Annotated in this window: 19 protein-coding genes, 1 tRNA gene and 1 pseudogene; 10 read left to right on the forward strand and 11 right to left on the reverse strand. The window is 66.9% G+C overall.

From position 1 onward, the window contains the following. Positions 1-190: 190 nt before the first annotated feature. The gene (gene gshA, locus OEJ37_RS32605; RefSeq protein ID WP_263349126.1) at positions 191-1,804 is read left to right on the forward strand and encodes a glutamate--cysteine ligase; all 1,614 of its coding nucleotides are present in this window, start codon (positions 191-193) and stop codon (positions 1,802-1,804) included. Between the two features lie 103 nt (positions 1,805-1,907). On the opposite strand, the gene OEJ37_RS32610 is transcribed toward gshA, so the two are convergent. Beyond that, on the reverse strand, positions 1,908-2,219 hold the full coding sequence (locus tag OEJ37_RS32610; protein WP_263349127.1) for a DUF4148 domain-containing protein: 312 nt from the start codon (positions 2,217-2,219) through the stop codon (positions 1,908-1,910). A gap of 540 nt (positions 2,220-2,759) precedes the next feature. On the opposite strand from OEJ37_RS32610, the gene OEJ37_RS32615 reads away from it, so the two are divergent. Continuing rightward, positions 2,760-4,400, forward strand: a complete 1,641-nt coding sequence (locus OEJ37_RS32615) for an L-lactate permease (RefSeq protein ID WP_174420249.1) — start codon at positions 2,760-2,762, stop codon at positions 4,398-4,400. Positions 4,401-4,499: 99 nt separating this feature from the next. Here the strand turns inward: OEJ37_RS32615 and OEJ37_RS32620 are convergent, their stop codons facing one another. Further along, entirely contained in the window at positions 4,500-5,399 is a 900-nt protein-coding gene (locus OEJ37_RS32620) for a LysR family transcriptional regulator (protein WP_263349128.1), read from the reverse strand. 231 nt (positions 5,400-5,630) lie between these two features. On the opposite strand from OEJ37_RS32620, the gene OEJ37_RS32625 reads away from it, so the two are divergent. Next, entirely contained in the window at positions 5,631-7,802 is a 2,172-nt protein-coding gene (locus OEJ37_RS32625; protein WP_263349129.1) for a phosphocholine-specific phospholipase C, read from the forward strand. A 195-nt stretch (positions 7,803-7,997) separates the two neighbouring features. Further along, a complete protein-coding gene (locus OEJ37_RS32630; RefSeq protein ID WP_175919572.1) occupies positions 7,998-8,726 on the forward strand; it encodes a phosphonate utilization associated transcriptional regulator in 729 nt (242 codons plus the stop codon). A 94-nt stretch (positions 8,727-8,820) separates the two neighbouring features. Here the strand turns inward: OEJ37_RS32630 and OEJ37_RS32635 are convergent, their stop codons facing one another. Beyond that, positions 8,821-10,209: an FAD-dependent oxidoreductase gene (locus OEJ37_RS32635; protein ID WP_263349130.1), complete on the reverse strand. Its 1,389-nt coding sequence runs from the start codon at positions 10,207-10,209 to the stop codon at positions 8,821-8,823. Between the two features lie 218 nt (positions 10,210-10,427). Then, a pseudogene (locus OEJ37_RS32640) lies at positions 10,428-10,640 on the reverse strand (2-aminoethylphosphonate--pyruvate transaminase); the annotation flags it as partial. A 209-nt stretch (positions 10,641-10,849) separates the two neighbouring features. Between OEJ37_RS32640 and phnA the strand changes: the two are divergent. Then, the gene (phnA, locus tag OEJ37_RS32645; protein ID WP_263349131.1) at positions 10,850-12,088 is read left to right on the forward strand and encodes a phosphonoacetate hydrolase; all 1,239 of its coding nucleotides are present in this window, start codon (positions 10,850-10,852) and stop codon (positions 12,086-12,088) included. A 29-nt stretch (positions 12,089-12,117) separates the two neighbouring features. After that, positions 12,118-13,572: a phosphonoacetaldehyde dehydrogenase gene (phnY, locus tag OEJ37_RS32650; RefSeq protein WP_263349133.1), complete on the forward strand. Its 1,455-nt coding sequence runs from the start codon at positions 12,118-12,120 to the stop codon at positions 13,570-13,572. 89 nt (positions 13,573-13,661) lie between these two features. On the opposite strand, the gene OEJ37_RS32655 is transcribed toward phnY, so the two are convergent. Then, a complete protein-coding gene (locus OEJ37_RS32655) occupies positions 13,662-13,937 on the reverse strand; it encodes a hypothetical protein (protein ID WP_152860875.1) in 276 nt (91 codons plus the stop codon). A gap of 360 nt (positions 13,938-14,297) precedes the next feature. Then, entirely contained in the window at positions 14,298-15,113 is an 816-nt protein-coding gene (locus tag OEJ37_RS32660; RefSeq protein ID WP_175919569.1) for an alpha/beta fold hydrolase, read from the reverse strand. Positions 15,114-15,194: 81 nt separating this feature from the next. On the opposite strand from OEJ37_RS32660, the gene OEJ37_RS32665 reads away from it, so the two are divergent. After that, entirely contained in the window at positions 15,195-15,809 is a 615-nt protein-coding gene (locus OEJ37_RS32665) for a CGNR zinc finger domain-containing protein (RefSeq protein WP_175919568.1), read from the forward strand. A 47-nt stretch (positions 15,810-15,856) separates the two neighbouring features. Here the strand turns inward: OEJ37_RS32665 and OEJ37_RS32670 are convergent, their stop codons facing one another. Then, complete coding sequence (locus tag OEJ37_RS32670) at positions 15,857-16,906, reverse strand: DUF3592 domain-containing protein (protein WP_175919567.1); 1,050 nt, start codon at positions 16,904-16,906, stop codon at positions 15,857-15,859. 191 nt (positions 16,907-17,097) lie between these two features. After that, positions 17,098-17,173 (reverse strand) — tRNA-Lys (locus OEJ37_RS32675). 190 nt (positions 17,174-17,363) lie between these two features. Here OEJ37_RS32675 and OEJ37_RS32680 point away from each other — a divergent pair. Both OEJ37_RS32680 and OEJ37_RS32685 read left to right on the forward strand, forming a co-directional pair. Continuing rightward, a complete protein-coding gene (locus tag OEJ37_RS32680; RefSeq protein ID WP_044847342.1) occupies positions 17,364-17,768 on the forward strand; it encodes a PaaI family thioesterase in 405 nt (134 codons plus the stop codon). An 8-nt stretch (positions 17,769-17,776) separates the two neighbouring features. Further along, the gene (locus tag OEJ37_RS32685) at positions 17,777-18,643 is read left to right on the forward strand and encodes a patatin-like phospholipase family protein (RefSeq protein WP_152860863.1); all 867 of its coding nucleotides are present in this window, start codon (positions 17,777-17,779) and stop codon (positions 18,641-18,643) included. Positions 18,644-18,691: 48 nt separating this feature from the next. On the opposite strand, the gene OEJ37_RS32690 is transcribed toward OEJ37_RS32685, so the two are convergent. After that, positions 18,692-19,705 (reverse strand): D-2-hydroxyacid dehydrogenase family protein, encoded by a 1,014-nt coding sequence (locus tag OEJ37_RS32690; RefSeq protein WP_034179363.1) that lies wholly within the window; start codon positions 19,703-19,705, stop codon positions 18,692-18,694. Between the two features lie 425 nt (positions 19,706-20,130). Between OEJ37_RS32690 and OEJ37_RS32695 the strand changes: the two genes are divergently transcribed. After that, positions 20,131-21,180 carry a LysR family transcriptional regulator gene (locus OEJ37_RS32695; RefSeq protein ID WP_034179362.1) on the forward strand — a complete coding sequence of 350 codons (1,050 nt, stop codon included), beginning with the start codon at positions 20,131-20,133 and terminating at the stop codon, positions 21,178-21,180. A 130-nt stretch (positions 21,181-21,310) separates the two neighbouring features. On the opposite strand, the gene OEJ37_RS32700 is transcribed toward OEJ37_RS32695, so the two are convergent. Together OEJ37_RS32700 and OEJ37_RS32705 are read right to left on the reverse strand one after the other, a co-directional pair. Then, positions 21,311-23,935 (reverse strand): DNA topoisomerase III, encoded by a 2,625-nt coding sequence (locus OEJ37_RS32700; protein WP_263349137.1) that lies wholly within the window; start codon positions 23,933-23,935, stop codon positions 21,311-21,313. Between the two features lie 193 nt (positions 23,936-24,128). Beyond that, positions 24,129-24,509 carry a thioredoxin family protein gene (locus OEJ37_RS32705; protein WP_152860856.1) on the reverse strand — a complete coding sequence of 127 codons (381 nt, stop codon included), beginning with the start codon at positions 24,507-24,509 and terminating at the stop codon, positions 24,129-24,131. Position 24,510 lies beyond the last annotated feature (1 nt).

The following is a 24,510-nucleotide window of genomic DNA, read 5'->3' on the forward strand; positions in this document are numbered from 1 at the left end:
CGGTAACACGAGCCGCGACAGCCGCGATCGGCCCGTCCGGCGGCCCGCTCCGGCCCGCGAGCCATGCCCGCGGCCACCTCAAGCGCGTGATCCGGCGAGATGTTAAAGTGCCCGCTACCAACGAAGCGACCAACAATCCAGCCGGCCGCGCGCGGCGTTCTGCGCGCGGCCGTCACGCACTTGCGTCTCCATGTCGAACACCATGACTCACCGCCAGTCCGAACTGCTGCTGAATCGCCTCGAAGCACTGAGCTCGGGCCCGACGCGGCAGCATCTGCCCGACGGCCTGCGCGGCATCGAAAAGGAAAGCCTGCGCGTGACGCGCGACGGGATGATCGCGTTCACGCCGCATCCGCGCGCGCTCGGTTCGGCACTCACCCACCCGGCGCTGACGACCGACTATTCCGAAGCGCTGATCGAGCTGATCACGCCCGCGGAACGCGACGCCGCGATCACGCTCGAACGCCTCGACGAGCTGCATCGCTACGTCTATGCGTCGCTCGGCGACGAGATGCTGTGGAACGACTCGATGCCGGGCCTGCTGCCGGCCGACGACCAGATTCCGATCGCCAACTACGGCACGTCGAACATCGGCCGCCTGAAGACGGTGTACCGGCGCGGCCTCGCGTATCGCTACGGCCGCACGATGCAGTGCATCGCCGGCATCCACTACAACTACTCGCTGCACGAGGAAGTGTGGCGGCGCCTGCATGCGGAAGAAGGGTCGACGGCCACGCTCGTCGATTACCAGTCGGAGCGCTATCTCGCGCAGATCCGCAACTTCCGCCGTCGCAGCTGGCTGCTGATGTACCTGTTCGGCGCGTCGCCCGCGCTCGACACGAAGTTCCTGCGCGGCAAGCCGCACAAGCTCGATACGTTCGACGCCGATACGCTGTACCAGCCGTATGCGACCAGCCTGCGGATGAGCGATCTCGGTTACTCGAACACGACGGCCCAGGCCGCGCTGCACGTCGACTACAACACGCTGCCCGGCTACCTCGATGCGCTGTCGAAGGCCGTCAGCGAGCCGTATCCCGCATACGAGGCGATCGGCACGCATCGCGACGGCGAGTGGATCCAGATCAACACGAACGTGCTGCAGATCGAGAACGAGTTCTACTCGACGATCCGGCCGAAGCGCGTCACGTATTCGGGCGAACGCCCGCTGCATGCGCTCGCATCGCGCGGCGTGCAGTACATCGAGGTGCGCTGCCTCGACATCGATCCGTTCGAGCCGACCGGCATCGCGCTGGAGACCGCGCGCTTCATCGACGCGTTCCTGCTCGCGTGCGCGCTCGACGACAGCGCGCCGCTCGACTGCGACGCGTACAAGGAAGCGAACGCGAACTTCGGCAGCGTGACGATGGAAGGCCGCAAGCCGGGGCTCACGCTGTCGCGCGACGGGCAGCCGATCACGCTGCAGGCGTGGGCGGACGACCTGATGGCCGATATCGAGACCGTCGGCCGCCGTCTCGATGAAATCCGCGGCGGCGACGAGCATGCGCGCGCGATCGCCGCGCAGCGCGAGAAGCTCGCCGATCCGGAGCGCACGCCGTCCGCGCGCGTGCTGCGCACGATGCGCGAGAACGGGCTGTCGTTCCTCGCGTTCGCGCTGGTGCAGAGCGAAGCGCATGCCGCGCATTTCCGTGCGCATCCGCCGTCGGCGGACACGCTGCGCACCGAGCAGGCGCTCGCCGCGAAGTCGCTGGCCGAGCAGGCCGAGCTCGAAGCGAAGGAGGCCGGATCGTTCGACGCGTTCGTCGCGGCCTATCGCGCGTATACGCTGAACCGCTTCAGCGTGTGACGATCGCGCACGCGGCCGCGCGCGCTGGCGCGCGGGCCGCGTGTGTGTCGGCTGTTACCGGTCGCGCCGCACCGTTGCGCGATCAATCCGGTTCGGTCAGCAATCAGTGATGCGCGTACGTGCCGCGATCGATCGTATGCGGCAGCGCCGGCTTGCCCGATTCCACGTTCGCCCGGCCACCGTTGCCGTAACTCGCATCGTCGCCGCGCGCCTGCGCGGCTTGCTGCATGATCGCCTGCATGTTCTCCGGAAAGTCGGGACTGCTCGCGAGGCTCGTCCGGTAGCCGGCGGCCTGCAGTTCCGCGAGTTCCTGGCGGACCTCCGCACGCGTGAGCGTCGATGCGGCCTGCGCGTGGGCGGCGAAGGCCGCGCCGATCAGCAGGAATGCGCATGCCGCGTGTTTCATCGTCTTCATCGTGTTTGCTCCGTGAGGTTCCGGTGCCGTGCCGTCGTCGGCGCGGGCGGAATCGATGCGGCCAGTCTAGGCTTCGGACGCCAAACGAAACATCCCGCTTGCCGGTAGTGACCTTTGTAGCGCGCGCAACATTGCGCGGGCGCCGACGTCGCGCCCCCGCGAACCGTTCGCGACGGGTTTCCTGTCGGGTGCGACAGCGGCCCGCCAACTGCCGGTCATCGTGCGGCGGATGGGCCGTATCGGGGCGCCACGCATCGGGCTTGTCCCCCTTGTACAAGCGCCGCGCGCCTCCTAACCTCTTTTAAGCGACTGATCGGTTGGCCGTGCAACGTGGTTGCGTGCGCAAGCGCCCGATCGTTGTCGTAACTGAAGAACGTCGCCTTGTACTGAATCCGGGGGCACGCCTGAGGCGCCGACCCGGGGCGCTCGCCCAACGCATGGGACCCGATGCAAGGCATGGGTTCCGAGCAAGTGCCGAAGCACTCACTCGGTCCGACATAAGCGCTGAAGCGCCAACCCGGGCCGACATTTGGAGACACGATGAACCCCACCGACGCCCTACCGCCCGGCATCGTCTTCGCGCAGCCGCTGACGCCGGTCGCCAACTCGCTGCTCCTGTCCTTCCTCGTCGCCGCGATCCCGATCGCGGTCGCGCTGATCGCGCTCGGTGTGCTGCGCCGCCCCGCGTGGCAGGCGTCGCTCGCCGGGCTCGTCGCCGGTCTCGCGGTTGCAATCGGCGCGTGGGGCATGCCGGCCGGGCTCGCGTTCAACGCGGTCGGCGCGGGCATGGCGCTCGCGGTCGTGCCCGTGATGTGGATCGTCTTCAACGCGCTGCTGCTGTACAACATCGCGGTGAAGTCGGGCCGCTTCGACCAGTTCCGGCAGTGGATGCTCGACAACCTGCCCGACGACCGCCGCCTCGTGCTGCTCGTCGTCGCGTTCTCGTTCGGCTGCCTGCTCGAAGGGATCTCCGGATTCGGCACGCCGGTCGCGATCACGAGCGCACTGCTGATCGCGCTCGGTTTCCCCGCGCTCGAAGCGCTCACCTATACGCTGCTGTTCAACACGGCACCGGTCGCGTTCGGCGCGCTCGGCGTGCCGATCACCGTACTCGGCGCGGTCACGTCGCTGCCGCCCGCGACGCTCGCCCAGATGGTCGGCCGCCAGCTGCCGTTCTTCGCGCTGCTGCTGCCGTTCTATGTGGTCGGCGCGTATGGCGGGCTGCGTTCGATCAGGCAGCTGTGGCCCGCGCTGCTCGTGTCGGGCGGCAGCTTCGCGATCGCGCAGTTCGTCACGTCGAACTTCCTCGGCTACCAGCTCACCGACGTGCTGTCGTCGCTCACGTCGCTGATCGTCACGATCGGCTTCCTGCAGCTGTGGAAGCCGCAGCCCGATCCGCAGTACGCGCTCGCGCGCAGCGTGCCCGCGGCGGCCGGCGCCGCGCGCGCGGGCTTCGGCGGCTGGCTGCCGTGGCTCGTCGTGTCGGTGGTCGTGATCGTGTGGGTGCATGCGAACGTCGCGGCGATCGGCGACGTGAAGATCAAGTGGCCGGGCCTGCACAATGCGGTGTTCGTGTCGCTGTACCACAAGCCGTATGCGGCGATCTGGGATTTCCAGCCGCTCGGCACGGGCACCGCGATCCTGCTCTCGGCGATCGTCACGGCCGTGCTGACGCGCACAGGCGTCGGCGCGTTCCTCGAATGCGTGGTCAAGACCTGGCGGCAGACGTGGATCGCGATCGTCACGGTGATGATGATCGTCGGGCTCGCGTACCTGCTGAACTACTCGGGGATCAGCTACACGCTCGGCACCGGCGTCGCGTCGACGGGCGCGCTGTTCCCGCTGGTGTCCGCGTCGCTCGGCTGGATCGCCGTGTTCCTGTCCGGCAGCGACACGTCGGGCAATGCGCTGTTCGGCAACCTGCAGGTCGTCGCTGCCAGGCAGCTCGGCTTCGATCCGGTGCTGATGGCCGCGACCAACTCGTCGGGCGGCGTGATGGGCAAGATGATCTCGCCGCAGAACATCGCGACGGGCGTGTCGACGACGGACCTGAAGGGGCAGGAAGGCGTCGTGTTCGCGCGCACCTTCTGGCACAGCGTGATCCTCACGCTGCTGCTCGGCGTGCTCGTGTTCCTGCAGCAGCACGTGTTCACGTGGATGATTCCGGCGCTGCCGAAGTGACGCGTGGCCGGACGCGAGAAGGAAGGCACGAGGAAATAACGAGGGAAGGCGCGAGGAAAAGCGCCGGAAAACGCGCGAAAGCGGCGAACGTGCGGCGGCTCAGCGCGCGTTCGCCCGCCGCGCCGGGTCGCGCGTCGCGTGCTCCGCGGGCAGGATGCATGCGAGGAACGCGTCGATCGCCGGGCTCTGGCGGCGCGCCTTCAGGTAGTACACGTATTCGTCGATCGTCGTGTCGATGCCGCGCAGCGCGATCACGCGCAGGTCCGGATGACGCTCGGCCTCGCCGAGCGGAAACAGGCTGCCGCCCACGCCATGCAGGATCGCCTCGCGGATCGCTTCGCGGCTGCCGATCTCGGCGACCGACGCGGCCGTGACGCCGGCCGCCGCGAGGATCGTCTCCGTGCAGCGGCGCGTGACCGAGCCTTCCTCGCGCATCAGCAGCCGCACGTCGGCGAGCTGCACCGGGTCGATCGTGTCGAAACGCGCGAGCGGATGGTTGCGATGCACGACGAGCACGAGCGGATCGGTCGAGATCACCTTGCGTTCGAGGCCGTCGGCGTCGTTGCGCTGCGACGAGACCGCGAGATCGATGCGGAATTCCTGCAGCGCCTGCAGGATCTCCTCGGAGTTGCCGATCCGGCACGTGAGCGCGATCGACGGATGCGCGTTCGCGAAGCGGCCGACCGCGTCCATGATGTAGTACGGGCCCGTCGCGCCGATCCGCAGGTGGCCTTCGAACAGGCCGCCGACGTTGCGCAGCATGATGTCGGCCTGCGCCTCGAGCGCGATCATCTTCTCGACGAGCGGCAACAGCTCGATGCCCGTCTCGGTGACCTCGAGCTTGCGGCCGCTGCGGTAGAACAGCTCGACGCCGTACACCTGCTCGACCTGCCGGATCTGCGCGGCAATCGTCGGCTGGCTCACGCCCAGGTGGCGCGCGGCGCGCGTGATGCTGCCCTGCCGGACGGTCGCGTGGAACGCCTTCAGCTGATCGAACACGACTCGGCTTCTCCCCCCTCTTCATCGCGCGTCAGCGTAGCGCATGCGTGTGTCGGCCGGATGAAAGGCGCGTCGTATGCCGCTTCGAAAAAAAGCTGGGGGTCACCGCAAGAAACCTGCGGGAACCGGTCACGGCCGGGACATGCCGGTGCGGGGTAATAACGGCAACGCACCGACCGCCGGCCCCGCTCGACCGGCGACCCCACTCCTACCGACCACAGGGTCCTCTTCATGTCCTCGAACAATCGACGCGATTTCCTGCGCCTCGCCGCGCAGTCGGCCGGCGCGATGGCCGCCTACGCGGGCTTCCCGCCCGCGATCCGCAACGCGCTGGCGATGCCGGCCGCCTATCGCACCGGCACGATCCGCGATGTCGAACACGTCGTGATCTTCATGCAGGAAAACCGCTCGTTCGACCATTACTTCGGCGGCCTGCGCGGCGTGCGCGGCTTCAACGACCCGCGCCCGCACCTGCTGCCGAGCGGCGCACCGGTGTGGCAGCAGCCGCCGGCGTCGGCGTTCACGAAGAACTACCATTCGCGCGGCCTCGATCCGTCTGCGCCGTACGTGCTGCCCTTCTACCTCGACCCGAAGCAGACGACCGAATTCCAGCCGGGCACCAACCACGGCTGGAGCAGCGGCCACCTCGCCTGGAACAACGGGCAGTGGGACCAGTGGGTGAACCAGAAGCAGGACGTGCTGACGATGGGCTACCTGAAGCGCCAGGATCTCACGTACCACTACGCATTGGCCGACGCGTTCACGATCTGCGATTCGTACTTCTGCTCCGCGCACGCCGACACGGCGCCGAACCGCATCTATCTGTGGACCGGCACGGTCGACCCGCGCAACATCTACGGCAACCCGCCGAACGGCCCGGGCATCGGCGAGCGCGACGACGTGAACGGCTACACGTGGACGACCTACGCCGAGCGCCTCGAGAACGCAAAGATCAGCTGGAAGGTATACCAGGGCGGCACGGGCATCCCGGGCGACCCGACCGACAACTACACCGACAATTCGCTGATGTTCTTCAAGCGCTTCCAGGTGAAGGAAGGCGCGAGCGGCCCGCTGGTCGACAAGGGCGCGTCGGACCACACGCTCGCCGAGCTGAAGGCCGACGTGCAGGCGAACCGGCTGCCGCAGGTGTCGTGGATCGTGTCGCCGTACAAGTACAGCGAGCACCCGCAGGCGTCGCCGACCGACGGTGCGTTCTACATCAACATGGTGCTCGAGGCGCTGACGTCGAACCCCGAGGTGTGGGCGAAGACGGTATTCATCCTCAACTACGACGAGAACGACGGGCTGTTCGACCACGTCGTGCCGCCGGTGCCGCCAGTGACGAGCGGCGTGGGCGGGCAGGGCATCGTGTCGTCGAACCTGCTGTCGAACCTCGGCGACGAGTTGCTCGACCTGAACAAGTACCCGGGCGAGATGAGCCCGCTCGTGCCGGGCGCCGACCCGGGCGGCATCCAGCCGATCGGCCTCGGGCCGCGCGTGCCGCTGATCATCATCTCGCCGTGGACGAAGGGCGGCTGGGTCTGCTCGGAGACGTTCGACCATACGTCGGTGCTGCGTTTCCTCGAAGCGCGCTTCGGCGTGAAGGAGCCGAACATCAGCGCATGGCGCCGGTCGATCTGCGGCGACCTCACGTCGGCATTCGACTTCTCCGCGCGGCCCGACACGCGTACGGTGAACTTCACGGTGCCGCAGCACATCGCGACGGCCGGCCAGGCGTACCAGGTGCCCGCGCAGCAGTCGATGCCGGCGCAGGAGCCCGGCACGCGTCCGGCGCGTGCGCTGCCGTACGAGCTGTTCGTGCACAGCCGCGTGAGCGGGCACGACGACACCGTGTCGCTCGACTTCGCGAACTCCGGCGATGCGGGCGCGGCGTTCTACGTGTACGACCGCCGCAACCCGGCGACGCCGCCGCGTCGTTATGCGCTCTCCGCGCACGACCGCTTCGTCGATACGTGGAGCACGTCGGCCGCGCACGGCGAGTACCATCTCGCCGCATACGGCCCGAACGGCTATCTGTGCGAGTTTCAGGGCAACACGCGGCTCGCCGCGGACGGCCGCCACGCGAACCCCGAAGCGAAGATCGGCTACGACGTGCGCAACCGCCACGTGTACCTGCAACTGCGCAACAGCGGGCGCGCGACGTGCCGCGTGACGGTCGACAACGCGTACAGCCATGCGCATGCGCGCACCTACACGCTGGAGCCGGGCGAGCGCGTCGAGGATCACTTCGAGCTGTCGTCGAGCCACGGCTGGTACGATCTGACGATCACCGCGACGACGCTGCGCGGCGGCGACGACAAGGTCGTGCGTCGCTTCGCGGGCCACGTCGAGACGGGCCGGCCGAGCCACAGTGACCCGGGGCCGGTGAAGCACACGGCCTGACGGCCGGCACGCGTCGCGCGGTTCGGGCGAGGTTCGCCCGCCGTGCGACGGCCGCCTGCCGGATGTATCCCGGCAGGCGAAATTGGTTTTTGGAAACTGAAGACTGTTGACAATGTGTCGGGCCGAGGGTATAGAAGGATCATTCGCCGATATGGCGCCCTCGTTTTCACCCGCAGCTCCGCTGCCTGCCCGACCATGACTGCCCCGAACACGCTCAGCGCCATCGAACTCCTGCAAAGCCAGTCGCTCGCGATGATCGTCCAGGACATGCTCGAGCGCGCGATCGTCTCCGGCGAATATGCACCCGGCGAGAAGCTCAACGAAGTCGAGATCGCGACGAAGCTGAACGTGTCGCGCGGCCCGGTGCGCGAAGCGTTCCGCGCGCTCGAACAGGCTGGCCTGCTGCGCAACGAGAAGAACCGCGGCGTGACCGTGCGCGTCGTGCCGCTGCGCGAGGCCGAGGAGATCTACGAAGTGCGCGCGATGCTCGACGAGTCGGTCGCGCGCGCGCTCGCGAAGCGCATCTCGCCCGACACGCTGAAAGTGCTGAAAGGCATCACCCAGTCGATGAAGGAAGCCGCGAAAACGCACGACGTTACGCGCTATACCGAGCTGAACGTGCAGTTCCACGACGCGATGGTCGTCGGCGTCGGCAATACGCACCTGACCGACACCTACCGCCGGCTCGTGCGCCAGCTCGGACTGCTGCGGCAGGCCGCGATCGAGGCCGAGGAAGATGCGATCGCGGTGTCGGCGGCCGAGCACGACAAGATCGTGCAGGCGCTCGCGAGCGGCGAAGAGAAGAAGGCCGTCGCGCTGGTGCGCGAGCACGTCGCGCACGGTCTTGCGCGGATGCGCCGCACGCACGAACAGGGGCTGCCGACGGCGGGCAAGGCGGCGCGGGAGAAAACCGCGCGCGCTTGACGCAGCCGCAAGAGTCGCCGCATAAAAAGCAAAGGGACGCCTCGCAGCGTCCCTTTTTCATTGCGACGTTACCGTCGTCACGTCGAACGCATCGTCACGCCTTGTCGGCCTTCCCGGCCGCGCTCGCGAATTTCGCGAGCCACGTATCGACGGCCGACGGCTGCCGGTTCTCGTCCTCCGCGCGCTCCTTGCGGCGGATCGCATTGCGCACGACGTGCGCGCCGACATAGCGGATCGGCTCCGGCGGGAAATGGCCGAGCGGGCCGCGCACGATCGGGCTGCGCGTCCACGCGTTGTCGACGCCGAGCACGAGCGACGACAGGATCTGCCCGCCCATGTAGGTCGGCCCGACGCCGTTGCCCGAATAGCCGAAACCGTAGAACACGTTCGGCGCCCCGTCGAGGCGGCCGAAGAACGGGAAGCCTGTCACCGAGCGGTCCGACGGGCCGTTCCAGCTTGCGGTGACCGGCACGCCCGCGAGCGACGGGAAGAACTCGCGCAGGCTTTGCGTGAGCTGCGCCTCGTACGGCGAGCGCCGGTCGAACACCGGCGCGATGCGGCTGCGCCACGAGAACGTGTTACCGCCCTTGCCGAGCATCAGCCGCCCGTCGGCCGTCGTGCGGTAGTAGTAGACGAAGATCCGCGAATCGAGCACCGACACGCCGTCCACGAGCCCGGTCTTTTCGAGCAGTTCCGGGCATTTCTCGGTGATGACCATGTCGCTCGACACTACCGCGATCGTGCGCTCGAACTGCGGGAAGCGGCTCGCCATCCACGCGTTGATCGCGAACACGAGCTTGCCCGCCGTGACGCTGCCGGACGGCGTGCGCACGACCGCCGGCTGCCCGGGCGTGAAGTCGAGCATCGGCGTGCGTTCATGGATCCGGATGCCCATCGCGAGCGCCACGCGGCGCAGCCCTCGCACGAGCTTGCCTGGATGCACGGTCGCGGCGATCGGCGAATAGACGCCGTCGAGATTGCGCGCGGAACCGGAACGGCGCGCGACTTCGGCGGGCGGCAGCGGCTCGTAGCTGTGGATGCCGCATGCGGCGAGCGCGTCGAGCACCGGCGCGAGCGTGCCGACTTGCGCGTGTGACGTCGCGGTGTACAGCGTACCGTCGAGCCGCAGTTCGGCATCGATGTCGTGCGCGCGGCAGAAATCGGCGATGTGCCGGACGGCCGCTTCCGACGCCTTCACGAGCCGGATCGCCTCGGCTTCGCCGAACAGGCGCCGCAGCGTCAGGAATTTCGCGGACCACGTGAGCAGGCAGCCGCCGTTGCGGCCGCTCGCGCCGGCGCCGCACAGGTCGGCTTCGAGGATCGCGATGTCGAGCGCCGGGTTCTGCTGCTTCGCCTGGATCGCGGTCCACAGCCCGGTGAAGCCGCCGCCGACGATGCAGACGTCGGCCTGCGTCGCGCCCTGCAGCGCGGGGGCGAGATCGCCGTCGTTGAACAGTGCTTGTTCGATCCAGAAGGGGCGCATCGAATGTTTCGTCAATAAGGGTCGGGGGGCATGCCGCGCACGGCCGGAAAACCTGCACGCTGCGTGGCGACACACGGCGGGGTTGGCCGCGCGCATGGGCGCGCGCCGATTGCATTACGTCATGTCAGGCTGCCGTCTCGGCCGACACACGGCTCACGCCCATCGCCCGCAGCTTGTCGGCGATCGCATGGGCACGCGACCGGTTGCACCACATCACGTCAGGCCGCCGCTTCGGCCGACACACGGCTCACGCCCATCGCCCGCAGCGCGTCGGCGATCGCCGCGACGGTGCCCGCAATGCCGGCCTCGCCGAAGTGGCCGATGCAGCCGACCCGGAACGTGTCGACCTCGGTCGGCTTGCCCGGATACAGAATGTAGCCGCGCTTTTTGACCTGTCGATAAAACCGCTTGAAGTCGTGGTTCGGATCATCTTCAGACCACATTGACTGTGGCGCCGCGGCACGCGGCGGGTGAGTAGAGGCCAGCCCTCCTTTCACTGCGCTGCTTTGCTTTCTGTTCTCTGCATGTTGTTGACAATCTACAAACCATCGATTTTAATGTCAAGCACGGAAAGCACCCCCGTTCGGCGCGGCGCGGGCGCCGACGGCTCAACCCCTTCGACCTGAAAGGAATGAACGTCATGACTGAAACGCCTGTATCGGTGGAAGTGAACGGCCGCCGCTACAACTGGATGAGCCGGCCCGTGGTGGTGGTCTGCGTCGATGGCTGCGCATACGAATATCTGGAAGAAGCGGCCGCGGCCGGCGTCGCGCCGTTCCTGTGCACGCTGCTGAAGCCCGGCACGGCACTCAAGGGCGAATGCGTGGTGCCGAGCTTCACGAACCCGAACAACCTGTCGATCGTGACCGGCGTGCCGCCGGCGATCCACGGGATAAGCGGCAACTACTTCTACGATCGCGACACCGGCGCCGAGGTGCTGATGAACGATCCGAAGTACCTGGTCGCGCCCACCGTGCTCGCGACCTTCGCCGAACAGGGCGCGCGCGTCGCGGTCGTCACCGCGAAGGACAAGCTGCGCCGCCTGCTCGGCAAGGGGCTGAAGGGCATCTGCTTCTCGTCGGAAAAGGCCGACGAGGCGAGCATCGATGAGAACGGCATCGACAACGTGCTGGAGCTGGTCGGCAAGCCGGTGCCGAGCGTGTACAGCGCGGATCTGTCGGAATTCGTGTTCGCGGCCGGCGTGCGCCTGCTCGAGACGCGCCCGATCGACCTGATGTACCTGTCGACGACCGACTACGTGCAGCACAAGTGCGCGCCCGGCACGCCCGGCGCGAACGCGTTCTACGCAATGATGGACAAGTACCTGCAGCGCCTCGACGCGCTCGGCGCGATCGTCGCGATCACGGCCGACCACGGGATGAACGCGAAGCACGACGCCACTACCGGCGAGCCGAACGTGATCTACCTGCAGGAGCTGTTCGACGAATGGCTCGGGCACGACGCGGCGCGCGTGATCCTGCCGATCACCGATCCGTACGTCGTGCACCACGGCGCGCTCGGCTCGTTCGCGACCGTCTATGTGCCGGCGTCGGCCGATGCCGATGCGCTGCGCGCGCGTCTTGCGGCGGTGGACGGTATCGAGATCGTGCTGACGGGCGCCGAGGGCTGCGCGCGCTTCGAGCTGCCGCCCGAGCGGATGGGCGACCTGATCGTGATCTCGAAGCAGCACGTCGTGCTCGGCACGCGCCGCATCAGGCACGACCTGTCGGGGCTCGACGTGCCGCTGCGCTCGCACGGCGGGATCTCCGAGCAGATCGTGCCGCTGATCTTCAGCAAGCCGGTCGCCACCGACGTCACGGGTCGCGCGCGGCTGCGCAACTTCGACATCATCGACATCGCGCTCAACCATCTGCAGTGATGCGCATGCATCGGCAAGGGGACACACTCATGAACGCCATTGCGGGATCGACGGCCGTCCGCGAGATTCATCGCGAAGCACTGCGAATCGACGGCGAACGGATTCATCGCGATGCGGTGATCGACGTGCGCAACCCGTACGACGGCTCGCTGGTCGGCACCGTGCCGAAGGCGACGCTGGAAGATGTGCGACGCGCGTTCGCGGTCGCGCGCGCGTACCGACCGACGCTCACGCGCCACGAGCGTGCGGCGATCCTGCGCCGCGCGGCCGACATCGTGCGCTCGCGCACCGCCGGGATCGCGGCGCTGATCACGGCCGAAGCCGGATTGTGCATCAAGGATTCGACGTACGAAGCGGGTCGCGTGGCCGACGTGCTGACGTTCGGCGCCGGTGAAGTGTTGAAGGACGACGGGCAGATCTTTTCTTGCGATCTGACGCCGCACGGCAAGAAGCGCCGCGTGTACACGCAGCGCGATCCGCTGCTCGGCGTGATCTCCGCGATCACGCCGTTCAACCACCCGATGAACCAGGTCGCGCACAAGATCGTGCCGTCGGTCGCGACCAACAACCGGATCGTCGTGAAGCCGTCGGAGAAGGTGCCGCTGTCGTGCTACCTGTTCGCCGACATCCTGTACGAAGCCGGCCTGCCGCCGCAGATGCTGCAGGTACTCACCGGCGACCCGAAGGAGATCGCGGACGAACTGATCACGAACCCGGCGATCGACCTGATCACGTTCACCGGCGGCGTATCGATCGGCAAGTCGATCGCGGCGCGGATGGGCTACCGGCGCGCGGTGCTCGAACTCGGCGGCAACGATCCGATCATCGTGATGGAAGATGCGGATCTCGACGAAGCGAGCACGCTCGCGGTGTCGGGCTCGTACAAGAACTCGGGGCAGCGCTGCACGGCGATCAAGCGGATGCTCGTGCACGAAGCGGTGGCCGATCGCTTCACGGAGCTCGTTGTCGAGAAGACGCGCGCGTGGTCGTACGGAAACCCGTCGGATCCGTCGGTCGACATGGGCACCGTGATCGACGAAGCGGCCGCGAAGTTCTGCGAGCAGCAGGTGAACGATGCGATCGCGCGCGGTGCGCGGCTGCTGGTCGGCAACGTGCGCGACGGCGCGCTGTATTCGCCGACGGTGATCGATCGCGTGACGCCCGACATGCCGCTGGTGAAGCACGAAACGTTCGGCCCCGTGTCGCCGATCATGCGCTTTCGCGACATCGACGAAGCGATCCGGATGTCGAACAGCACCGACTATGCGCTGTCGTCGTCGGTCTGCACGAACCGCTTCGACAACATCACGCGCTTCATCACCGAGCTGGAAGTCGGCAGCGTGAACGTGCGCGAGGTGCCGGGCTACCGGCTCGAGCTGACGCCGTTCGGTGGCGTGAAGGATTCGGGGCTCGGCTACAAGGAAGGTGTGCAGGAAGCAATGAAGAGCTTCACGAATACGAAGACGTATTCATTGCCCTGGTAAGCGGCGCGTGATGCGGACGCGCCGGCTCGAAGGCCGGCGCGCGGAATTTCCCCCGGCGGGACGCGGCCTCGACGGCCGCCAGGCGACGGTCAATCGTCGTCGTGATGGTGATGACGCCAGCCGCGATGCCAGCCGTTGTCGTGCCGGTAGTAGCGGTAACGGTAGTCGCCGTAGTACGGGCCGTAATAGACGGGTGCCGGCTCGTACACGACGGGCGGCGGCGGCGCGTAGTAGACAGGCGGCGGCGCTTCGATCACGGGCCCCGGCACGCCGAAATACACGCCGATGTCGGCACGCGCGAATGCGCTTGCCGACAGGCAGGCGGCCGCGATGCCGAGGGCGCAGGACAACAGGATGCGTTTCATTTGCCGTTCCCTCCGTTCGCGGGCGGCAGGGCCCGCGAGCAATCGGTTCACCTGTTTTCATGGTACGTAGCGCGTACAGAATGGGTGATACCGCGGTGTCGCTTATGTAACCGCCGGTAACGAATCGTCGGACGATCGCAGCGCCGCATCGCGACATATTTCGTCTGCGGAATGTGTGGCTGGCCGGTGCGTTATTCGACGCCCTCGTATCGTCAACGGATTGGCGTTTTTGCCGCGCATCGGCGCGTCGGTGGAAATCGCGGACTCGGCCGGCCGCGCGATCCGCGCACTGCGAAGTTCATCGCGACGCTCGCGCAAGGCGAGCCGGCGTTCCGACGCGATACGCGATTCCGGCGGCGCTCAGCTCTGCCCTTGTCCGTCGAGCACCGCTGCGACGATCGCCTCCGGCGCATCTTCCTGGACCAAGTGGCCCGCGCGCGGCACCCGGATCAGCGCGCCGTTCGCGATGCGATCGGCGAGCGCCTGTCCTTGTTCGAGCGGAATCCACGCGTCGTCCTCGCCCCACACGATGCGCACCGGAAAGTCCGGCGGCGCGTAGCGGGCCTCCGCTTCCTCGATGTAGTGCTGGCGCATCTGCGCGATCTGGCGATAGAACGCGGACTGGCCGCCTGACGTGAGCCACGGCGAACGGTAGATCGACAGCGCGTCGTCGCTCATCGGCCGTGCCACGGCATTGCCGATATAGGCCGATACGAGCGCGTGATGCGCATACGCCGGCAACCCGGTGAACGCGGCTTCGTGCTGCGCGACATGGCGCACGAACGGCGATCCCTGCGGTGCAATTGCGACCGGGTTCACGAGCGTGAGGTCCGCATACGCGATGCCGTCGAGGAAGTGCGCGCGCAGCACGGTCGCACCGCCGTAGTCGTGTGCGAGCACACGCGGGCGCGCAATTTTCCATTCATCCAGCATCGCGCCGAACAGCACGTTCTGACGGCCGAGCGACACGTCCGCGTCCGGCATGTCGGACTGGCCATAGCCGAGCAGGTCGTAGAAGTACACGCGATGGCGCCGCGCGAGCCACGGCGCGATCCGGCGCCACACCTGCGACGAAAACGGCGTGCCGTGCACGAGCACGAGTGGTAGGCCTTCACCGAGCATGCCCCATGCGATCCGGTGGCCTTCGAAAATGAAGCGATTGGCGAGTTCGAGCATCGGCTTCTCCGTGCTAACCTGTTTTGGTTGTTAACAGGTTACTCCGGATTATCCGGACATGAAACCGATAGGTGAGAATAAATGGTTACTCGAAACGAGCCTGCGCGACACGCGCACGAATGGGGCGCGGCCGATTTCGTCGGCGGCCATCCGGCGCTCGACTTCCTCAACACGGTGGCCGATACGGGTAAGACGCGCGACGAGGACAAGCTCGTCGACTGGCCGGCCGTGCGCGCGTGGGCCGGGAAAGCGGGATTGCTGGCGCCGGCCGATCTGGCGCGGCTTCTGCGTCATGCGCGGCAGGAAGGCCCGGACGAGCTGGCGGCGCTGCATCGCTTTCGCGAGGAGGCGTACGCCGCGATCGCGCACCTGACGGCCGGAGGCGGCGGCAGCGCCGGTGCGCGCGCGGCGGGCCGGCTCGCCGTCGCGATCCGCGATGCGATCGGGCGCAGCGCGTTCGATGCGGTCGACGGCCGGTTCGCGTGGCGGCCCGATGCGCGTGCCGCGTCGCGCTGGGTCGATGCGGCCGCCCTCGGTTTCGAGCATCTGCTGCGCAGCGACGATTTCGCGCGCGTGCGGCAGTGCGGCCGTTGTACGTGGTTCTTCGTCGATCGGGGGCGCGGCGTCGGGCGACGCTGGTGCGACATGCGCACGTGCGGGAATCGCGCGAAGGTGGAGGCGTTCAGGGAACGGTGAAGCGCGCCGTGACGGTTGGCACGCCGCGCGCGGCCGGCGCTCGATCGTTACTGGGCGGTCTCGTGCGTCCGATGGTCCGGCCACAGTGTCGCGGCGACGAACAGCCCGGCCGCGAGGAACGGCGCGCCGATCGCGAACAGGATGGCCGTGAGGCCCCAGCGATCCCAGAAGCGGTCGACGACCGCGCGCTCGGGTGTGACGGGGTCGTACAGCACGTTGACCGCGTCGCCTTCGCGCAGACCCGGATGCGACGACGCCGAGCCCTGGGCGAACGTGATCAGGCGCCCGCCGTCGGTCGTGAACGCGACGATTGCCGAATACAGCGATGTGCGCGCGCGGGGCGACCGCGCGTTATTCGCGATCTCGACGACATGGCCGGTCGAGTGCGCATAGTCGCGGACGATCTGCCACTGACGCAGGCCGGCTGCGCCGGCGCCGGCGAGGAAGCCCGTGCCGATCGCGATCGGAATCAGCACGATCGCGATATCCCAGCGGCGCCGCGCCTGCTTGCTTGCGGTTCGGGCCGGCGGCGGGTCGAATTGCCGACGGCGGCGCTCGCCGGCGATCAGCAGGCTGCCGATCGCAAACGACGCGATGGCGAGCAGCGTCGGCACCGCAACCGGAAACCAGCGTTGCGCGAAATCGTCGATCAGTGCGGGGCGGTCGGGGTGGGCCGGATCGAGCAAGACGTCGACGTTCTCGCCGATGTCGTACGCGGGGACGGTCGACGCGGTGTTGCCGGCGATTTCGCGGCGCTGGCCGTCGTTCGCGAGGTAGGCGACGATCGGCCGGTACGCGCGCATCGCGTCGCTGTCCTGCACGATGCGCACGACCGTGCCCGGCGCGCGGACCAGGTGGCCGGTCGCGCGGCCGGCCGTGACGGCGAGCACGCCTGCGAGCAGGAGCAGCACGACGCCGAGCGCCAGCGCGGCGAGCGCGTCCTTACCCGGCATGACCGGACCCGGCTTGTGCGTCGTGCGGCGGATTCGAGTGCGATCGGATGAACGGCGTGTCCCGACGGACAGGCCGATATCGGCGCAACCATGCCCTCTGAATGGTCGCGTCTCGTTCACATGCTTCCATGTCTGACGTCCCATGTTCTCTCAGTGCCGGCGGGCAAACAAACGGCGATGCCTGGGCCGGTCGTGTGATATTTGTCGGACGATTCTAGCGGAAACGGTGCGGAAGGGGCGTGCGGATGTGTGCCGAGAGGGGGCACGCGCCACGAGCGTGGCGTGCGGAAATGAAAAAGGCCGGTCAGCTTTCGCTGACCGGCCTTTTGAATTCCTGGTGGGGCGTGAGTGACTCGAACACTCGACCTACGGATTAAGAGTCCGCTGCTCTACCAACTGAGCTAACGCCCCCAACAGAAGAAAGATTATGCACGGGTTTTTGGGGCATGGCAAGCCATTTGTGCAAATTTCCTGAAAATATTTCGTCACGCCAACTGCGGCTGTCGACGCGGTAACGAGCGGTCGCAGTTGGCGTGCTCCCGGTATGATGACGCCACACGCGTTGCGCGGCGGTCGCGCAACGTTTTCTGGACATTCGAAGATGGACGAAAACGCAGTCCGCGAATTGCTGGATCGCCTGCTGGCCCCGTGGGTCCGCTCGCTCGGTCTGGTCCCCGTGTCGATCGGTGACGACAGCGTCACGATGCGCCTGCCGTTTTCCGGTGAATTCCGCCATTCGGGCGGTGTGATCTGCGGCCAGGTGTTCACGGCGGCCGCCGACACCGCGATGGTCGTCGCGATCTCGGCCGCGCTCGGCGAGTTCAGGCCGATGACCACCGTATCGCTGAACACGAACTTCATGCGCCCCGTGCGCAAGGGCGACGTGCTCGTCACCGCGCGCGTGCTGCGGATGGGCCGCAACCTCGTGTTCGGCGAAGTCGAGCTGTTCGACGAGGACGGCAAGATGGCCGTCCACGCGACGTCGACCTACGCACTCGTCAGCTGAGCGGCGCGATGTTCGACCAGATCGTCTTTGCGGGTGGCGGCAATCGCTGCTGGTGGCAGGCCGGCTTCTGGGACGTCGCGCAGCCGGCCCTCGGCCTGCGCCCGCGCGTGATCACCGGCATCTCGGCCGGCGCGGCGACCGCGTGCATGCTGTATACGCGCGACGCCGCGTGGGTAATGCGCTATTACGAAGAGGCGCTGCGCCACAACCGGAAGAACGCGTACTGGGGCAACCTGTTCGGGCGCGAGCCCGTGTTTCCGCATTACCGCATCTACCGTCAGGCATTGCTCGACATCTACGGCGAGCCGTTCGCGAAGCTCGCCGCGGCGCCGGAGATCCGCATCGGCGTGTCGCACGTGCCGCGCTGGCTCGGTGCGCGCAGTGCGGTTGCCGCCGGGCTCGTCGCGTACAACATCGAGAAATACGTGCGCAAGACGCTGCATCCGACGCTCGGGCGCACGCTCGGCTTTCGGCCTGAATTCGTGCGCGCGCAGGCCTGCACGCAAGTCGACGAACTCGCCGACCTGATCCTGCAGTCGTCCTGCACGCCGCCGTTCACGCCGGTGTTGCGCCGCGGCGGCCGGCCCGTGCTCGACGGCGGGATGGTCGACAACGTGCCGGTCGACGCGCTCGACCCGTCGCCGGGCGACGTGCTGGTGCTCGTCACGCGGCTGTATCCGCGTCCGCAGATGTTCACGGTCGCGCACGGCGAGCAGCGGCGGCTGTACGTGCAGCCGTCGAGCAAGGTGCCGATTTCGAGCTGGGATTACACGAGCCCGTCGCAGATGCGGCATGCATACGACCTCGGGCGGCGCGACGGCGAGCACTTCCTCACGCGCGTCGATGCGATGACAGGCGGCCGCGCGGCCGCCTGATGGCGGGGAACGGAGAATCGGGCCGCGCGGCGTGCGCGGCCCACGCGATCAGCGCTTGCGGATCGGCGTCAGCGCTTCCGGATTGGCGACGCTCGACATGTCGCCGTCGTCGAACGCGAGGATGTTCCTGAACGCCGCGCTGAAATAGAGCTCGTAGCTCTCGCGCTCGACATAGCCGATGTGCGGCGTGCAGATCACGTTTTCCATCCGCAGCAGGCTGTAGCCCTGCAGGATCGGCTCGCTCTCGAACACGTCGATCGCGACCATCCCCGGGCGGTTGTGCGACAGCGCGTTGACGAGCGCGTTTTCCTCGAGCAGCTCCGCGCGGCTCGTGTTGACGAGCAGCGACGTTGGCTTCATCCGCATCAGGTCTTCCTGCTTGACGATCCCGCGCGTGTCGTCGTGCATGCGCAGGTGCAGCGACAGCACGTCGCTCTGCTCGAACAGCGCCTCGCGGCTCTCGGCGGCCGTGTAGCCGTCGGCACGCGCCGCTTCGAGTGAATGCTCGCGGCCCCAGATCAGCACGTTCATCCCGAACGCCTTGCCGTAGCCGGCGACGAGCCGGCCGATCTTGCCGTAGCCCCAGATGCCGAGCGTCTGGCCGCGCAGCACCTGGCCGAGGCCGAAGTTCGGCGGCAGCGCCGACGTCTTCAGGCCCGACTGCTGCCATGCACCCTGCTTCAGGTTCGCGACGTACTGCGGAATGCGGCGCTGGGCGGCCATCACGAGCGCCCAGGTCAGCTCGGCGGGCGCGACCGGCGAACCGGTGCCTTCGAGCACCGCGATGCCGCGGTCGGTACACGCTTCGAGGTCGATATGGCTAGAGACGCGGCCGGTCTGGCTGATCATGCGCAGGTTCGGCAGCTTGGCGAGCAGTTGCGACGAAATCGGGGTCCGTTCACGAATCAGCACGAGCGCCTCGACTTCCGCCAGACGGCTCGCGAGCTGTCCCAGGCCGCGCACCGTATTGTTGAAGACCTTCACGTCGTGGCCGGCAAGCATCTCGAAGCAGTTCAGCTTGCGGACGGCGTCCTGGTAATCGTCGAGGATGGCAATTTTCATGGTGAACGGTGTCGCGCGTTGAAAGCGGCAGTGGCGGTGGCGCACGTCGCGCACCCGTCCCGCCCGGCCGGGGCCGACATGATGCTACGTCGGCCGCCTTCGTGGGGTCTTTTTAACAGGTTGTTACGCTCCGCGGCAATTGGCGACAGCCTCACCCGGCGCCGCTCGCGTGCGGTACGCAAGGGTGCGCTGCTGTGTCGCATCAAATACGTCTTTCCTGATTCGGCCGCTTACTCGACGAGGTTCACCCAATTGTTGCTCCAATCAGAATAATTGGATCAACCATCCGCAAATGGCGAGGATTTTTGACTATTTTTATCGTCAACCGGCGCCTTGTTGAGCAACTCTGCATCATTTCCGCTGTCGTAGGAGAATTACGCATTTGCTTCATCTTTTTGAAGTTGTAACAGCGGCAGGAGTCGTTTATGGATCATTTGCAGTCGATGCGCGTGTTCGTCAAGGTTGCAGATCTCGGCAGTTTTGCGCGGGCCGCGAGTGCAATGGATATTTCCAACGCGGTTGCGACGCGTCACGTCGCCGATCTGGAAGGCCGGCTCGGCACGCGTTTGCTGAACCGCACCACACGCAGCCTTTCCCTGACCGAGTCGGGCCAGGTCTATCTGGAGCGTGCTCGCCAGATCCTCGATGAGCTCGAGGACGTCGAGCAGATGGTCGTTGCGCGCAATCACGAGCCGGTCGGCACGCTGCGCATCGTCGCGCCGGTCGTGTTCGGCCTGCATAACCTCGCGCCCGTGTTGCAGACGTATACGGAGAATTTCCCGAAAGTGGTGCCGGATCTCACGCTGGTCGACCGGCAGGTCGATCTCGTCGAGGAAGGTTTCGATGTCGGCATCGTCGTCACGCGCCAGATGCGCAGCGCGAGCATCGTCACGCGGCGGCTGACCACGGGCTGCATGACCGTGTGCGCGACGCCGAGCTATCTGGAGAAGCACGGTGTGCCGACCCATCCGGAGCAGCTCGTCGCGCACCCGAGCCTGAGCCTGCCGGCCGAATACTGGGGCGACGAGCGCGTGTTCACGGGGCCGGACGGCGAAGTGCGCGTACGCCCGACCAACGTGATCGTCGCGAACAACACCGCGATGCTGCGCCAGTTCGCGCTGCTCGGGATGGGCGTCGCGATCCTGCCGAGCTACCTGATCGGCAGCGACATCGCGCGCGGCGCGCTCGTGCGGCTGCTGCCGGATTTCCGGTTGCCGCAGGTCGAAATCAACATCGCTTACCCGAGCCGGCGCCATTTGCCCGCGAAGGTGCGCACGTTCATCGACCACCTCGTCGAGTATTTCAGCCACTCGACCGATGCGACGATCGGCGAGCAGTGGGCCGCGCAGGGTGCGACGCTCGCGCCGATCGGCGTAGAGACGCGTGCCGAGCAACCCGAATCGGCCGACCCGAACCTGTCGCCGCGCCTGCCGCGTTCGACGCGCACGCGCGTCGCGGTGCCGTCGCCGCTGTAACGGCACGACGGCCGGGCGGCGGTTGCCGCCGGCACAAAGAAAAAACGCGGATCGAGCGATCGATCCGCGTTTTTTTTATGGCGGCATGCCGGAGCCCGGTACGCCGGGGGAAGCCCCGGCGGCCCGGCCGTTACGAGCCGGTCTTGCGCGCCGTCGTCTTGCGGGCGGCAGTCTTGGTCGCCGTGGCCTTGGCGGCGGTCTTGCGGGCCGGTGCCGGTTTCTCTTCGGCGCCTTCCGTCACGGTTTCGGCGTCCTTCGTCGCCGATTTTGCCGTTTTCTTCGCGGCAGCGGCCTTCGGTTCCTTCTTCTCGAACTCGAAGCCGATTTTCCCGTCCGGCTGCTTCACGAGGAACGCCTTGAAGTTGCGGCCGGTGCGCGACGACTTGAAGTTCGGCAGCAGATCCGTGCGGCCGTCGGCAAGCAGCTTGCCCATCTGCTCGCGCGTGATTTCCTGCTGCAGGATCACCTTGCCCGAACGGAAGTCGCAGGTCTTCGGGTTCGCAACCGAGTGCTCGCACACGTAGCTCATCCCGTGCTCGAACACGCGGCCCTTGCACTTCGGGCACGCGCCGACCGGTTCCTGCGCGGAGAAGTCGGGTGCTTCGCCTTCCTCGCCGCCCTGGTCCTGGCCGAAATCGAACTCGAGCTTGTAGTTCTTCGTCTCGTCGTCGAAGGACAGCTTGAGGATCGCCGAGAACGGGCGACCCATCTTGCTGCGGAACCCGGACAGCGGACCGATTTCCTTCTTCTGCAGCAGCTCCTCGACTTCCGGGATCTCGAACTGCCGGCTGCCCGGGATCTTCGAGATCGAGAACTCGCACTTCGTGCACGCGAAGCGGCGGTAGTTTTCCTTCACCTGGCCGCCGCAGTTCGGGCACGGCGTCTCGAGCGTCGCGTAGTCACCGGGGATCGTGTCGGAATCGTATTCCTTCGCGCGCTTGACGATCTGCTGCGTCATGCGGGCGATTTCCTGCATGAACGCGTCGCGCCCGAGGTTGCCGCGCTCCATCTGCGACAGCTTGTATTCCCATTCGCCGGTGAGCTCCGGCGCGGTCAGCTCCTTCACGCCGAGCCCGCGCAAGAGTGTCATCAGCTGGAATGCCTTGGCGGTCGGGATCAGCTCGCGGCCTTCGCGCAACAGGTATTTCTCGCCGAGCAGGCCTTCGATGATCGCCGCGCGCGTGGCCGGCGTGCCGAGGCCCTTCGCGGCCATCGCCTCGCGCAGCTCGTCGTCCTCGACGAGCTTGCCCGCGCCTTCCATCGCGGACAGCAGCGTCGCTTCCGAGTAGCGTGCGGGCGGTTTCGTCACGAGCGCGACGGCGGCGATTTCGTCCGTCTTCACCTTCTCGTTCTTCTGCACCGGCACGAGGTTCGCGTCCGCCCCTTCGGCGTCGCGGCCGTACACCTGCAGCCAGCCCGGCTCGACGAGCACCTTGCCCTCGGTCTTGAAGTGATGGCCGGCGACTTCGGTGATCCGCGTCGTGACGCGGAATTCGGCCGCCGGGAAGAACACGGCGAGGAAGCGCTTCACGACCAGGTCGTACAGCTTCTGCTCCGGCTCGGACAGCGACTTCGGCGCCTGCAGCGTCGGGATGATTGCAAAGTGGTCGCTGATCTTCGAATTGTCGAAGATCCGCTTGTTCGGCTTCACCCAGCCCTTGTCGAGCACCTGCTTCGCATGCGGCAGGTAGTTGTTGCTCTCCTTGAGCATCTCGAGCGTGGACTGGACCGTCGAAATGTAGTCTTCCGGCAGCGCGCGCGCGTCGGTACGCGGGTAGGTCAGCACCTTGTGCTTTTCATACAGCGCCTGCGCGAGGCCGAGCGTGTTTTTCGCGGAGAAGCCGAAGCGGCCGTTCGCCTCGCGCTGCAGGCTCGTCAGGTCGAACAGCAGCGGCGACAGCTGCGTCGACGGCTTCGATTCCTCGGAGACCGTGCCGACCTGGTCGCGGCATGCGGCGACGATCGTTTCGGCGGCCGGTAGGCTCCACAGGCGGGAGTCGCGCCTTTCCGGATCGAATTCGTCGCGCTTGAATTTCGGGTCGTACCACTTGCCTTCGTAGAAACCGCCCGCGCACGCGAATGCGGCCTTCACTTCCCAGTAGTCGCGCGGGATGAAGCGGCGGATTTTCTCTTCGCGTTCGACGACGATCGACAGCGTTGGCGTCTGAACGCGGCCGACGGTCGTCAGGAAGAACCCGCCGCCCTTGCTGTTGAACGCGGTCATCGCGCGGGTGCCGTTGATCCCGACGAGCCAGTCGGCTTCCGAGCGGCAACGTGCGGCGTCGGCGAGCGGCTGCATGTCCGTGTCGCTGCGCAGGTTCGCGAAACCGTCGCGAATCGCCTGCGGCGTCATCGACTGCAGCCACAGGCGCTGGACCGGCTGCTTCGCCTTCGCGTGCTGCGCGATCAGGCGGAAAATCAGTTCGCCCTCGCGCCCCGCGTCACATGCGTTGATCAGGCGGTCGACGTCCTTGCGCTTCATCAGCTTGGTGAGCACCTTGAGGCGCGACTCGCTTTTTGCGATCGGGTTCAGGTCGAAATGCGGGGGGATGACGGGCAGATGCGCGAAGCTCCATTTCCCGCGCTTGACCTCGTACTCTTCCGGGGCGGCGATTTCGAGCAAGTGGCCGACAGCGGACGAAAGGACGAATTCGTCGCTCTCGTAGTATTCGTCATGCTTTGTAAAGCCGCCCAAAGCGCGCGCGATGTCGTTCGCGACAGAAGGCTTTTCCGCAATGATCAGTGCTTTGGACATGACAGGTGTGTGATGGTAGACCGGGTTCGCCGGTGTGGGTCCCTTTTACGACCGCTTTATAGCACACGCCGAAGCGACGGCGGCTCGGCGTGTAAAAAGCGGGTCATCATAGAGGGGGGGCTGCTGCGGCGGCAAGCGCCCGGCGCGGCGCGGTGCGCAAACGCGCGAGAAACCGCCGGGCCGGCGTGCGAATTCAGGCTTCGACGTTCAGGACGTTGCGCAATTTCGGTGCGTGCGGCGCACCGGGTACCGCGCTCAGGTCGGTCAGCATTCGCTCGACGATCGCCGCGTGCGGCAGCACCGTGCCGAAGAAGCGTGCGGTGTTGGCATCCTCGATCAGGATCGTCGGAAAGTTCTCGACGTCGAGATCGTCGAGGCGGTCGGCGTGCGTTTCGACGTCGATCCAGGCGAAGCAGGCGTCGGGATGCGCGTCGGCGAGCTGGTCGAAGGCCGTCCGGTAGTCGCGGCACGTGCCGCACCACTCGGCGCACAGGCAGGCGACGAGCAACGTGCCGGGATCGGCGAGGCGCTCGGCGATCCGATCCGCATCGGTGTCGAGATTCAGCGCGGGCATG

It is taken from the genome of Burkholderia sp. BKH01, assembly GCF_025685725.1.
Taxonomy (GTDB): domain Bacteria; phylum Pseudomonadota; class Gammaproteobacteria; order Burkholderiales; family Burkholderiaceae; genus Burkholderia; species Burkholderia pyrrocinia_C.